The sequence below is a fragment of the Roseiflexus sp. RS-1 genome (assembly GCF_000016665.1).
Lineage (GTDB): Bacteria > Chloroflexota > Chloroflexia > Chloroflexales > Roseiflexaceae > Roseiflexus.
Map to the genome: position 1 here is coordinate 1,195,322 of NC_009523.1, position 13,089 is coordinate 1,208,410.

The 13,089-nt window shown below is 60.6% G+C and carries 14 protein-coding genes; 6 read left to right on the forward strand and 8 right to left on the reverse strand.

Annotated elements, in window-relative coordinates:
- The first annotated feature begins 238 nt into the window (after window positions 1–238).
- The 5 genes from ROSERS_RS05020 to hypE all read left to right on the forward strand — a co-directional run bounded on the left by ROSERS_RS05020 (window position 239) and on the right by hypE (window position 4,115).
- Window positions 239–655: a DUF1641 domain-containing protein gene (locus ROSERS_RS05020; RefSeq protein WP_232282843.1), complete on the forward strand. Its 417-nt coding sequence runs from the start codon at window positions 239–241 to the stop codon at window positions 653–655.
- A complete protein-coding gene (hypB, locus tag ROSERS_RS05025) occupies window positions 633–1,340 on the forward strand; it encodes a hydrogenase nickel incorporation protein HypB (RefSeq protein WP_011955734.1) in 708 nt (235 codons plus the stop codon). Before ROSERS_RS05020 ends, hypB begins: the two co-directional genes overlap by 23 nt.
- 338 nt (window positions 1,341–1,678) lie before the next feature.
- Entirely contained in the window at window positions 1,679–1,948 is a 270-nt protein-coding gene (locus tag ROSERS_RS05030; RefSeq protein ID WP_011955735.1) for a HypC/HybG/HupF family hydrogenase formation chaperone, read from the forward strand.
- Window positions 1,945–3,060 carry a hydrogenase formation protein HypD gene (gene hypD, locus ROSERS_RS05035; RefSeq protein WP_011955736.1) on the forward strand — a complete coding sequence of 372 codons (1,116 nt, stop codon included), beginning with the start codon at window positions 1,945–1,947 and terminating at the stop codon, window positions 3,058–3,060. Before ROSERS_RS05030 ends, hypD begins: the two co-directional genes overlap by 4 nt.
- Window positions 3,057–4,115, forward strand: coding sequence for a hydrogenase expression/formation protein HypE (hypE, locus tag ROSERS_RS05040; RefSeq protein ID WP_011955737.1), 1,059 nt, complete (start codon window positions 3,057–3,059; stop codon window positions 4,113–4,115). Before hypD ends, hypE begins: the two co-directional genes overlap by 4 nt.
- Before the next feature lie 9 nt (window positions 4,116–4,124).
- Here the strand turns inward: hypE and ROSERS_RS05045 are convergent, their stop codons facing one another.
- The 3 genes from ROSERS_RS05045 to ROSERS_RS05050 form a co-directional block, all read right to left on the reverse strand.
- Window positions 4,125–5,933: a hypothetical protein gene (locus tag ROSERS_RS05045; RefSeq protein ID WP_198136359.1), complete on the reverse strand. Its 1,809-nt coding sequence runs from the start codon at window positions 5,931–5,933 to the stop codon at window positions 4,125–4,127.
- Window positions 5,828–6,487, reverse strand: a complete 660-nt coding sequence (locus ROSERS_RS25835; RefSeq protein ID WP_011955739.1) for a hypothetical protein — start codon at window positions 6,485–6,487, stop codon at window positions 5,828–5,830. The genes ROSERS_RS05045 and ROSERS_RS25835 overlap by 106 nt, the downstream gene beginning before the upstream one ends.
- Window positions 6,488–6,787: 300 nt before the next feature.
- Window positions 6,788–8,041 carry a hypothetical protein gene (locus ROSERS_RS05050; RefSeq protein ID WP_011955740.1) on the reverse strand — a complete coding sequence of 418 codons (1,254 nt, stop codon included), beginning with the start codon at window positions 8,039–8,041 and terminating at the stop codon, window positions 6,788–6,790.
- A gap of 320 nt (window positions 8,042–8,361) precedes the next feature.
- Here ROSERS_RS05050 and ROSERS_RS05055 point away from each other — a divergent pair, with 320 nt between their 5' ends.
- A complete protein-coding gene (locus ROSERS_RS05055; protein WP_011955741.1) occupies window positions 8,362–9,450 on the forward strand; it encodes an aromatic ring-hydroxylating oxygenase subunit alpha in 1,089 nt (362 codons plus the stop codon).
- On the opposite strand, the gene ROSERS_RS05060 is transcribed toward ROSERS_RS05055, so the two are convergent.
- The 5 genes from ROSERS_RS05060 to acpP all read right to left on the reverse strand — a co-directional run bounded on the left by ROSERS_RS05060 (window position 9,451) and on the right by acpP (window position 13,060).
- Complete coding sequence (locus ROSERS_RS05060) at window positions 9,451–10,044, reverse strand: Uma2 family endonuclease (RefSeq protein ID WP_041333060.1); 594 nt, start codon at window positions 10,042–10,044, stop codon at window positions 9,451–9,453.
- Window positions 10,045–10,113: 69 nt separating this feature from the next.
- Complete coding sequence (locus ROSERS_RS05065; protein WP_011955743.1) at window positions 10,114–10,707, reverse strand: Uma2 family endonuclease; 594 nt, start codon at window positions 10,705–10,707, stop codon at window positions 10,114–10,116.
- Window positions 10,708–10,824: 117 nt separating this feature from the next.
- Window positions 10,825–11,760, reverse strand: a complete 936-nt coding sequence (gene tatC / locus ROSERS_RS05070; protein ID WP_011955744.1) for a twin-arginine translocase subunit TatC — start codon at window positions 11,758–11,760, stop codon at window positions 10,825–10,827.
- A gap of 12 nt (window positions 11,761–11,772) precedes the next feature.
- Window positions 11,773–12,681: a twin-arginine translocase TatA/TatE family subunit gene (locus ROSERS_RS05075; protein WP_011955745.1), complete on the reverse strand. Its 909-nt coding sequence runs from the start codon at window positions 12,679–12,681 to the stop codon at window positions 11,773–11,775.
- A 130-nt stretch (window positions 12,682–12,811) separates the two neighbouring features.
- Entirely contained in the window at window positions 12,812–13,060 is a 249-nt protein-coding gene (gene acpP, locus ROSERS_RS05080) for an acyl carrier protein (protein ID WP_011955746.1), read from the reverse strand.
- Window positions 13,061–13,089: the final 29 nt, after the last annotated feature.

Below are 13,089 nucleotides of genomic sequence, written 5' to 3' on the forward strand. Positions count from 1 at the left end.
TATGGTCTTTGAAGAAATAATCCGCCACAGCCCGCGCAGGCGGGCTTCGCCTCGCATAGCCGAGGGCTTCAGCCCCACGGCAAGAGGCGCATAGCGGATTTAATTCTCAATCTCCATCATTTCGGTCGCCGTGTGGGGAGCGCGTCTGGGAGTGTTCAACCTTGTCCATCAGGTTCAACCTTTGTGGGAACTGCTATAAATTTCTTCTAAACGGTGAAGAACCATTAACTTGTATTTTGTGCGAGTTGTCACTACAATTAACCATCACTTCTTCCGTGCGGCGCCACGCGACGATCTCATCGATAATGATGTCCTGCCGTTGATCGCCGTCGTCCCGCAGTTTACCGAACTGGTGGAGCAGATCGGTCTGTTTGTCGCCTCCGAAGAGTTTCGCATCCTGCTGACATCCGGCGTCTTCGATCCTGATACCGTCACCCTGGTGGGGCGCGCTGGCGATGCGTTTGTTGCAACCTATAATGAAGATCGTCAGGCGCAACGGCGACTCGAACCGGTTGGTCTCGTGCGCGCGCTGTACGATCCGGATGTGCAACGGGTTGCCGCGCTGCTGGTCGATTTCGCCCGGCGCTTCGGCAAGTCGTTGAACAACAATAACAATGGGAGGGTGCAGAACAATGGCAACGCCACGACTCCTTGAAATCCGCAAGGGTGTGCTCAGCAAGAATGATCGTCTGGCTGCTGGATTACGCGCTCGCTTTCTCCAATCTGGCGTCTTCGTGGTCAATCTGCTTTCCAGCCCCGGCGCCGGCAAGACTCGTCTGCTCGAAGAAACATTGCGGCGAATGCACGGCAGGCTGCGCGTGGCGGCGATTGTCGGCGATCTGGCGACCGACAACGACGCGCAGCGATTGGCGCGCAGCGGCGCCCCGGTGCGGCAGATTCAGACCGGCGACATGTGCCACCTGGAAGCGCACCTGATCGAGCAGCATCTGGAAGGCTGGAATCTCGACGAACTCGATGTGTTGTTCATCGAGAATGTCGGCAACCTGGTTTGCCCGACAGGGTACGACCTGGGAGAGGCGGCGCGCGTGGTGATCCTTTCGGTGACGGAAGGTGAGGACAAGCCGTTGAAATATCCGGGCGCGTTTATATCCGCCGATTGCATTGTGGTGACCAAGATCGATCTGGCGGAGGCGGTTGAGTTCGATATGCGCGCTGTCGAAGCGAACATTGCCGCCGTCCATCCCGGTGTTCCGGTGATCTCCACCTCGGTGCGCACCGGCGCGGGGCTGGACGACTGGATTGCCTGGCTTGATGCGCGGCGATATGAAACGATGGCGGTGGGAACTCCTTCTCCTGGCTCACGTGAAGGTCTGACGTAAACTGGTATTGGCTCGCAATCGCCGATTCGGGCAACAACCGTGTTACCGTGTTACCGTGTTACTCGAATCTTTCAGGTATGAGGGCTTGAAAAGCCGTAGATAAGGCATAGTATCGTTCGCGCTCCTTCGCCTCTTTGGAGGTGTGTCTTTGACGGTCTGACACGCCGCCTTCTCCTGCTCAGATGCGCAGGAGGGAGGACCGGAGGGCGATACACGCACAGGGGCAGGTTTTGTGGGCAAACCTTTGAGTTGCATCGTCCGTTGGGTTTATCAACCCGTCAATCTTGCATAATACGCGACCGTGTGACAGAATCGATCACCCGTGAAAGGACAACGCTATGTGTCTCGGCATCCCCGGACAGGTCAAAGAAATCTATGAGATGAACGGCATCCGCATGGGCAAAGTCGATTTCAACGGCATTGTCAAAGATGTGTGCCTGGCATACCTGCCCGATATCAACGTTGGCGACTATACGATTGTGCATGTCGGATTTGCCATCACGCGCCTCGATGAACAGTCGGCGCTGGAGACCCTGGCGTTGTTCGAGAGCATCGGCTTGCTCGACGAAGAGTTGCGCACCGATTCGGCGAAGGAGGAAGCGGCGTGAAGTATCTCGACGAATATCGTGACCCGGAACTGGCGCAGCGCCTGTTCGCCGAAATTCGTCGTATCACCACGCGCCCGTGGGCGATTATGGAAGTGTGCGGCGGGCAGACGCATTCGATCATTCGCAATGGCATCGATCAGCTTCTGCCTGAAGAGATCGAGTTGATCCACGGTCCTGGCTGCCCGGTGTGCGTCACGCCGCTGGAGATCATCGACAAGGCGCTGGCAATCGCTTCCCGCCCCAACGTCATCTTCTGCTCATTCGGCGATATGCTGCGCGTGCCGGGGAGCGCCAAAGACCTGTTTCGCGTGAAGAGCGAAGGCGGCGATGTGCGGATCGTCTACTCCCCGCTCGATGCTGTGCGCCTGGCGCAGCAACACCCCGACCGCGAGGTTGTCTTCTTCGGCATCGGGTTCGAGACGACCGCGCCTGCCAATGCGATGGCGGTGTTGCAGGCGCACCGTCTGGGACTGCGCAACTTTTCGATGCTGGTATCCCACGTTCTGGTGCCGCCAGCGATTTCAGCCATCATGGAGTCGCCGACAAACCGGGTGCAGGGGTTTCTGGCTGCCGGGCATGTGTGCAGCGTCATGGGCACCTGGCAGTACCAGCCGCTCGTTGAGCGCTACCGTGTGCCGATTGTGGTGACCGGTTTTGAACCGCTCGATGTGCTGGAAGGCATTCGCCGCGTCATTCTGCAACTCGAATCGGGGCGCGCCGAACTCGACAACGCCTACGAGCGCGCCGTGCGATCCGAGGGAAACGTTGCGGCACAGCAGGTGTTGTCTGAGGTGTTCGAGGTGACCGACCGGGCATGGCGCGGCATTGGGGTCATCCCGCAGAGCGGCTGGCGTTTGCGCGACGCATACCGCGCCTACGACGCTGAGACGCGCTTCGCCGTGAGCGACATTCAGACGCGCGAGTCGCCGATCTGTCGCAGCGGTGAGGTGCTCCAGGGCATGCTCAAGCCCAACCAGTGCGCTGCATTCGGCAAGGAATGCACACCACGCACACCACTCGGCGCGACGATGGTGTCGAGCGAAGGCGCATGCGCAGCCTACTACCAGTACGGACGCTTCATCAAAGCTGAAGAGGTGGGAGTAGCGCGATGAGCGACGGGCTGAACTTCGAGGGATGGGTCTGTCCGCTGCCGCTACGCGATCACCCGAACATCATTATGGGGCATGGCGGCGGCGGCAAACTCTCGGCGGAACTGATCGAACACCTGTTTCTGCCAGCGTTTGCAGAGGCGGGTGCAGTCGATATGGGAGACGCAGCGCTGATCACGGTCGGCGGGATGCGCCTGGCATATTCGACCGACTCGTTCGTGGTGCGGCCGCTCTTCTTTCCCGGCGGTAACATCGGTGAACTGGCAGTGAACGGCACCGTCAACGACATTGCCATGCGCGGCGCGCAGCCGCTCTTCCTGAGCGCCGGGTTCATCCTGGAAGAAGGGATGTCGCTTGATCGCCTGGCGGCAATCGCGGGCAGCATGGGAGCGGCTGCGCGCCGCGCCGGGGTGAAACTGGTCGCTGGCGACACCAAGGTCGTTGATCGTGGTCACGGCGACGGGGTCTATATCAACACCAGCGGCTTCGGCATCATCCCGGAAGGGGTCGATATCGGTCCGACGCGGGCGCAACCGGGAGACGTGATTATCGTCAGCGGAACCATCGGTGATCACGGTATCGCCATTCTCAGTGTGCGGGAGGGGCTGGAGTTCGGCGCGCCGATCGAATCCGACACGGCGCCGCTCAACGGACTGGTTGCCGATATGCTCGATGAAACCCGCACCATCCACGTGCTGCGCGATCCCACCCGCGGCGGCGTGGCGTCGGCGCTCAACGAAATCGCGCGCGCCTCACAGGTCGGCATCGTGATCGATGAGCGCAAACTGCCGGTGCAGGATGCAGTGCGCGCCGCATGTGAATTGCTCGGCATGGATCCGATCTACGTGGCGAATGAGGGGAAACTGATCGCCATCGCGCCCCCCGCCGACGCCGACCGGCTGCTGGCGCGGATGCGGGCGCATCCGCAGGGGCGACAGGCAGCCATCATCGGGCACGTGACTGCCGATCATCCGGGTATTGTGGCGGCACGCACCGGTATCGGCGGAACCCGGATTGTCGATATGATGGTGGGGGAACAATTGCCGCGGATCTGCTGATCCTTCGTCTCAGGGTGTCGTCGCTTCGAGCAGGTCGAGGTTAACGCCCCAGACGCGCAGCGGTTTGCTCTCCTGAGAGACGAGTTGGAGCGTTGTTTTGCCGGGACGAAGGTGCAGTTCAACGCTCACCGTCTGCATTCCTGCCTCAAGCGCCCATTCCGTGCGCTGGTCGCCTTCCAGATCCTGGAGCAGCAAGCGCCCTGCGCCTTCCGCCTCGAGGCGCAGGTGCAGCCGTATGCGACACGGTTCGGAACTGTAGACATGCAGGTGCGCTGCCTGCGAAAATGTCCGACTGACTGCCTCACCTTCTAACCATCCCAGTTCGTCAGCCCAGGTTGCCTGATCCAGCACTTCTCTGACCGAACGCCCGTCAACCAGTCGCGGCTCATCCCATCCTGCACCGACGCCGATAAACGGAACGGTGGTGGTCGGCGTCGATGCGCGGTAGACGAGCACGCTGCCATACGACTCCTGATTTCCAAGCCAGAAGGAGCGCCGCAAGCCTGACGCCGTGAAATTATCAGAAGCTTTCACGAATGCAACATCGCGAAGCGGAGGTTGATAGCCGGCCACCGTCTCTGCTATCCGCATCATTCTGCCGTAGCGCAACGCGCCACCAGCCGAGTAGAGCATAAGATAGCGGATATTGAAATAATGGAACACGCTTGGTGCAACGACCTCCATTTCCTGCTTAATGATGTCTGGCGCCGGTTTGGCATATGCCAGTGCGCGCAAAACAGGGAGTTCGTCCAATATGGCATACGGCAATCGTCGTGCCGTGTGTCCACCCACCAGGGGCTTTTCGTGAATGGTCTGATAGAGCATATAAAACGGACTGGTTGCTGAGTAGAGCGGCGCTTCCATCACTGCGAACGTCCCCGGTTCGCGGGCGATCTCCCAATAGTATGGAGGGATATATATACCAACCAGCGGAAACGGCAGTGTCAGATTATCCAGCGCCAGCAGCGCAATGAAACCCGCGACGATCAGACGTGTCTTGAGAGCAGCAAACTGTCGGGGTCTGGGAGGCGACAGTGCATTGTACGATGTCTGGAGTATCATCAGAATTGCACGCATTCCCAGGGCGGATAGGATGGCAAGCGCCACCATTGCAACGGCTATGAACCTTATCGGAAAGCGAAAGATGACGATAAATGGAAGTTCAAAAAGGATGGCGGCGGGCAGGGGAACACCGCTATTCCAGCCAGCAATCTGCAAACGTGGTCCCATCGCCAGCAGAGTAAACATCACAACACTCGCCGCCCAAAACGCCCGCTCACGTCCGGCGCGGATCCCCAAACCTGCCAGCGCCAGAGCGACCAAGCCAAGATAAGCTGTCTTGTTCTGAATGTATAACTCAGCTTTGTACGATTGCGCCTGCTCTGCAAATGTTCCCCAGAGCGGATGCAACTGACTGGGAATGAAGAGGTCTGCCAGATCGACCGAATGATCCAGCCGAAAGTTCGGTCCTCCCTCTGTAGCGGCAGTCGGCACATCCAGCGACGCACGCGCCGTTGCAATAATCAGTGGTGATGCCAGAGCGAGTGCGACGACGAGCGCACCGAGCAAAGGCGCGATTGCCTTCAAACGCGCCGGAAACTGCGCTCTCGCATACAGATGCCCCAGGTGTTCGGGCGCCGCAATAATCCAGCAGCTGTACCATCCGGTCCAGATGAGAATGAAGAGGAAATACTGCCAGTCTGCCAGCAGATTCAATCCCAGCGCCAGACCGGCAAGGAGCGTGTTCCGCAGGGACGGGCGGTGCACTGTGCGGCGCAGCGCCAGCATTGCCAGAGGCAAAGGCCACGCGGCAACCAAATTAGCATGTCCTCCCGCCACCTGGGAGAGAAGATAACCGCTGCACGCAAAGACCACACACCTCCAACCAGAGCCGCAGGAAGACTGCCGGTGACGTCGAGCGCCAGAAGATACGTGCATAGACCGCACAACGTAAGCGACGCCAGAATAGCGGCATTGTACGTAGCAGCCAGGTTAGGTAACAATGACAGGCAGGGTAATGAGAAATTGATGGGTAGAAGGCGGCAAAAGGGATCGCCAAGCATTTGGGTGGCAATGACAGGTAGCGTGATAAGAAAATTAATGGGGTTGAGTGTGTGCAGCAGCAGGCTGGCGCCCTGGGGGTAATAGAGCATCGGCGTAAAATAAGGATCGTCGCCGTGAATCAGCGCTCTGCGCAACCACCACAAATTCCACATATTTACCCACGAGTCAACTCCATTACCAGGAACGGCTCTGGTCAGATACAGCGCCAGCGGCAATGTCATCAAAATCGCCAGCGCGAAGTAAAGGACGAGAGGAACGAAGAAACTTCGCAGATGAGCAATCTGCCGACTGTCGCCGTATTCGCGCATAGGGTTTATAGTTTGTCTATTGATAAGTTCGCAGCAGGCGACTATTATATCACGACACCGTCACGGCACTTTCTTGTGACAGAAACTGATGCCTCGTTTCATAAGAAGAGAGCCTTCGACCGATGGAACCGGTTTCCTGGATCTGCTCGTGCTTTTATCTTCTCCCCGATCTGCCGCCTTCCCCCGCAATACCCTTACAGCGGTAGATTTTTTGGCAAGCCTCTGAGTGCCATCTCCCGTTTCAGCTATCAGGATGCCCAAACTCCCCCTTCTCCCACACGGGGTTGAAAGGGGGGGGATTTAGGGCGATTTCAGGCATTGGGACGGGTCATCGATATGCATGGTTACGCTGTCACCTATTTTGGGCAAGGGCTCCGGGCGCAACCACAAGCGGACCCAACAACGCCCTTGCGCCAGCAACCAGCGCAGGCGCCGACCTGCCCCCCGCCGGAGCAGGCTGATCACCCGCTGCGCCGTGCCGCTCCAGCGACGGCGCAGCGGTGCGCCCGTCGTCGGCGGCGCCCGCCGCAAGCGACCGGGCGGAACCCCCTGCTGTTCTGCATCTTCGATCCGCGTGCCGACGGCCACCGTCCACCGCGTGACCGTCGCCACCACCAGATACTGCCAGGCCACCGCATCCGGGTCCGTCACCTGACCGCGTTGCCAGTCCCAGCCCATCGACGTACTTTGGCGGAAGCCCGCCTCGTCCCAACTGCGCAGGGCATACCACGCGGCATCCACCCGCGCGGCTGAACGCTCGACGAGCGGCGCCCACGGTTCCGCATGGCCGGCGCCCCACGCCACCGCCAGCGTGCCCGCAATCCGCTTGGGTGCGTGCGTGAAGGCGACCCCCGCGCCCACCCATCCATGCCCCGGTCCGGGCGCCAGGCGCAGCACCGACTGGCGCACCTGACCGGTCGGCGCGAAGGTCGACGTGGGACGCACCCGCATGATGGGATGGACCTGCTGCGACCGGATGGCGTGCCACCGCCGGGGGCTCCACAACCCCTGATCCGCCAGCGTGAGGACCTCCTGGTCGAGCGGCAGCGCGCTGCGGGCCCAGCGCAGCATCCGCTCCCAGTGCGGTTCCCACGCGCCCGGTTGGTTCGCCGGGACGATCACCCAGGCGACCGGCAGGGCAGCGCCCCGATAGAGGACGCTCATGCGCAGCAGAACGACGTCAGCGCGCCGATGGGAGGCATCCAGCCCGAGCACCAGCGGTCCGCCGGTCCAGTGCGCGCGAATCCAGCGGAGCAGGTCGGCGCCGCACGCCAGCGGACTGACCACCGGTGGCGCACCCGCCGCAGGTGGGTCGGCGGTGTTTATGAGATGGGCCGGGGCGGCGATCCAGGCGTCCCAGGCGTCCGCCAGGGTGGCGGCACGGGCGATCCCGGCAGTGGCGAGCGCTGGCGCCAGCGCGGGACGATTGGCGCTCCCCGCCAAGCGGGCGCCCAAGACCCAGCGGGACAGGGCGCGGCGCCGGTGACGCGACAAGCGCGGGAAGAGGGTCTGGATCTGCTGCTGCAGCAACCGTTCCGTGGGCGTGCGGGCCATTCCATCCTCCGTGTCTCGCGATCCTTCCATGATCATGCTACCGACGGATCGGCCCGTGCGTTCGGTGGAACGGAAACGGTTGACAATCTGCCTGCGAATCCCCCCCCTTTCAACCCACAAGGGGAGAAGGGGGTTGGGGGGATGAGGGGCAAAAGCGCACGGGAATGCAGAAAACCGCTCATCTCTCCCAAGAACTCTACCTTTGAGAACCCGCAATACCCCCTGCAGTGCGACAGAACTTCAATTGACAACTCACCGCTCCTGGATTAGACTCACAGCATCCTGCTGCACTCTCCGCGATACTGCAATGGAGCAACCCGATGAACCTGAGCGATTACACGTTTCAGCCAGACCTGGCGCGCGCCACGACGATTCCGGCGCGCTGGTATATCGATCCGCAGATGCTGACGATCGAGGAAGAGCGTATTTTTGGGCGCACCTGGCAACTCGTCGGGCGGACGGAGCACGTTCGTAATCCGGGCGACTACTTTACCTGTTCGGTTATCAACGAGCCGCTGGTCGTCACCCGCGACACCGCCGGGAAATTGCACGCCTTCTACAACGTCTGCCGCCATCGCGCCGGTTCGGTCGCTGAGGGATGCGGCAATCGCAAGACACTCCAGTGCAGTTACCACGCCTGGACATACAACCTTGATGGGACGCTGCGCTCGACGCCGGAATTCGAGGGGGTGGAAGATTTTGACCGGGCGGATTATGGTTTGCGCCCCGTGCAGGTGGATACGTGGGGTCCGTTCGTCTTTGTGAACCTTGACATGCAGGCGCCGCCGTTGCGCGAGGTGCTTGGCGCTATTCCTGAAGAGACGGCGAATATGCCACTGGAGCGCATGGGGTTCTACAAGCGGGTGGATTACGAAATTGCCTGCAACTGGAAAGTGTATGTCGATAACTATCTGGAAGGGTATCACATTCCGGTTGCGCATCCGGGGTTGTTCAAGGAAATCGATTACAAACAGTACCGTGTCGAGACGTTCCGCTACTACTCGAAGCAGCACGCACCGATCCGCGAAAATCCCGATTCGCTCTACCGGCGGCACCTGGAAGAAGGCGCGCCCGCGCAGGCGCTCTACTACTGGATCTTTCCCAACCTGATGCTCAATATCTATCCGGACAATCTCCAGATCAACATCATTCTGCCGCTGGGACACGAGCGAACGCTGACGATTTTCGAGTGGTATGTTCTCGATGTTGATCGCCCCGAAGTGGCGGAAGAGTTTCACCGCTCGTTCAAGTTCAGCGACGTGGTGCAGAAGGAAGACATCGAGATCTGCGAGGCGGTGCAGAAGCGGCTGCGATCACGCTCCTACAACGTTGGGCGCTTTTCGGTGCTCCGTGAGAACGGCGTGCACCACTTCCACGGATTGCTCGCCGAATATCTGCAGCGCGCCTGATTACCCGAACAGCAGGTCGGTCGCCACGTTCCAGCCGGGGATGACCTGGCTCGGAATGACCGCCTGCCCGCGATAGACGTGTTCGGCGCGGTACGCCCCGCCGACCAGGGTGAGCAACTCAACCGCGCGATGCCCTGGATCGGCGATCCAGTATTCGCGGATTCCGGCGGCGGCGTACAGGTCGCGCTTCTCGCGCCGGTCGTAACTGGCGGTGCCGGGTGAAACCACCTCCACCACCAGGTCTGGCGGTCCCACGATCCGTTGCGTCGTGATCGTCGCGGCGCCACCGTTCAGAATGACCACAACATCTGGCTGGACGACGGTCACCGGACTGAGTTCGACATCGAGCGGCGCTGTGAAGACCCGGCCATGCCCTGCGGCTTCGATGAAGACGAAAAAGTGGTGGGCAATGCGCAACGCTGCAGCCTGATGTTCCGGGTTCGGGGCAGGCGCCATACGCAGGTCTCCCTCGATCAGTTCATAGCGCTGCCCGTCCTCCGGCAGGCGCTCATAGTCGGCCACCGTCCACCGTCCGCCGGGAGGTGGCGGCAGATGTGCAGCCGGTCCTGCCACAGGAAGAATGTCAACCGTCATAGACGCCATCCAGTCACAGGGATATGGTCTTTCCACGGGTTGCTCGCCGAATATCTGCAACGTGCGTGATTATCCGAACAGCAGGTCGGTCGCCACGTTCCAGCCGGGGATGACCTGGCTCGGAATGACCGCCTGCCCGCGATAGACGTGTTCGGCGCGGTACGCCCCGCCGACCAGGGTGAGCAACTCAACCGCGCGATGCCCCGGATCGGCGATCCAGTATTCGCGGATTCCGGCGGCGGCGTACAGGTCGCGCTTCTCGCGCCGGTCGTAACTGGCGGTGCCGGGGGATACCACTTCCACCACCAGGTCTGGCGGTCCCACGATCCGTTGCGTCGTGATCGTCGCGGCGCCGCCGTTCAGAATGACCACGATATCCGACTGGACGATGGTCACCGGACTGAGTTCGACATCGAGCGGCGCTGTGAAGACCCGGCCATGCCCTGCTAATTGCACACATTGCATCAGGTGATAGAAGATCAGCCCACTCGCAGTCTGATGTTCCGGATTCGGGGCAGGCGCCATACGCAACTCTCCCTCGATCAGTTCATAGCGCTGCCCGTCCTCCGGCAGGCGCTCATAGTCGGCCACCGTCCACCGTCCACCGGGGGGTGGCGGTAGATGCGCAACCGGTCCTGCCACAGGAAGAATATCAACCGTCATAGACGCACATCCGGTCGCATAGGGAAGCTCTGCGACCCTGAATCCACACCATCTGCCACATTGTAGCACACGAACCTGAAACGGAAGAGGAGCCACTCTCAGGCGGGTAAGGGATTGCTACCCGGCTGAGGGCGCTGCCGCCTGTTCGTCGGCAGTCCGGCGTTTGGGAACGAAACGCGCCAGGATGATTCCCAATTCGTACAACAGATACATGGGAATGGCGAGCAGCAGCAGGTTGTAGGGATCGCCGGTGGGGGTGATGAACGCGGCGATGATAAAGATAATGACGATAGCGTACCGTCGTGTCGATGCCAGGCGTGCGGCAGTGACGACGCCAAGACGCGCCATCACATACACGATTGCGGGCAACTGAAAGATCAGCCCATTCCAGAGGAGAAGCGTCGCAACGGTGCCGATGAAACTATCGACGCGCGGCTGAGTGATAATCGTCGTTCCATCGACGCCAAAACCGAGGAGAAAGCCAAGCGCCGCCGGGACGGTGAAGAACCAGCCAAACGCAACGCCTGCAATGAACAGTTCGGTGACAAACGGGAGCGCGATGAACAGCACGCGCTTTTCGTGCGGGAGCAGGCCGGGCAGAAAGAATGCCACAATCTGATAGAGCACGAAGGGCATGGCCAGCGTGATGCCGACCACCAGCGCCATACGCATATATGCAAAGAAGACTTCGCCGGTATCGATACCCTGCAACTGCGTGCCAGGCGGCGCCAGGTGGCGCACCAGAAAAACCGGCAGCGCTTCGCCCAGTAGCACCGGACTGTTCACGATCCAGAACCCGATCATCGTTCCGATAGCGATCGCAACCAGCGATTTGACCAGCCGATCGCGCAGTTCCAGCAGATGAGGCACAAACGCACGCCACACATCGCCAATACTGGTGAACTCGGTCAGGCTCGACACTGCCTCCTCGCCGTCCGCCGGAACGTCGTCCTTAATGAAGATGCGCACCAGCAGGATAACCAGCAACGGCAGGAGGATAAGGACGGTAAGGACAGTGACGATAATGATCAGTTGGGTCGATGTGAACTCCATAGGTTCGCTTGCTCAGGGCAACGCCTCGACGCCGCGCGGCGGCGCCGGGGTATCATCAGGCAGCGCCTGTTCATCGTTCGACGATACTGCACCGTTGTGCAACGTTTCAGCATCACGCGCTCCGTTGAGCGCGACGGTTTCGCCCGGTGATACAGAATCGATATGCGCCTGATGGCGTTTCTCTTCCGCCATACGTTGCAGCAGGATCACACGCAGGCGGGCAAGTTCTTCTGCGATGGACGCCACCTGGCGGCTCAGGTCATCGATCCGCGCCATATCGGCGGCAAATGGCGAGTCGTCGGTCACGACGCGCGCCGGTTGCGCAGGCGGTTCGATGCGCGCGCCGCGCGCGACCGTTTCACCACCGGCAATCGTTGGCGCTGGCGGCGGCGTTGCGGCCTGCCGCGCTTCCGCGACTTCGGCAATACGCGCGCGGCGCGCGCCGATGGGACCCGGATCGACATCGAACTCCGGCAGGACGGCGCTTGCCGGTTCCTGAACGGGCGGTGCAGATACAGGAGCGTTCACTTCGGGCGCAGGCGGCGCAATCGATGGCGTGTCGGTGGATTGCGCGGTAGTATCAGGGAGTTCGATTTTAGACACAGCGGCGGCATCCTGCGCCGATTGCTCGACCAGCTTGCCAGCGTCCGCCAGATCTGAGCGTACACTTTGCAGATCCTGCCGCACACTTTCGACTTCGCGGGTCAACTCAGCGCGGATCGCCTGCAACTCACTCTCGAGTTCCGCCCGCGCGCGCAGTACAAGCGCCGCATCCGGCGAGCGCTGGATCCAGTCGCGCACCCGTACCACGAATAGACCGGCTTGACGTGCAAACTCAGGCAGGCGCTCCGGTCCAAAGACCAGCAGCATGATCACCAGGATCAGCAGGATTTCGCCAGGACCAACTCCTAAAAGTTCCATCGTCTGCTTCCCTGCGCCACGCGCAGCCCGGTACGCACAACAACGCCACAGCAGACCGCACAACGCCAGACTGGATCATCGGACTGGAGAATGGAGCGGCCCGCTGTGGCGATATTCGACATAAGCACGCTCAGGCCGCCTGCAACTTCTGCTCGATATAGTTCAGCGCGTCCTGCACCGTCATGATCTTCTCGGCATCCTCATCGGGGATTTCGACGCCAAACGCCTCTTCGAGTTCCATGATCATCTCGACCAGATCAAGCGAATCGGCGTTGAGGTCTTCGGTAAATCGCGCCTCTGGCACGATCTTGCTTTCATCGACTCCGAGTTGTTCTGCGACGATTTTTTTGAGCCGAGACTCCATTTCGGGCGAGGGCATGCATGTTCTCCTTTCAACAGCCATGATGA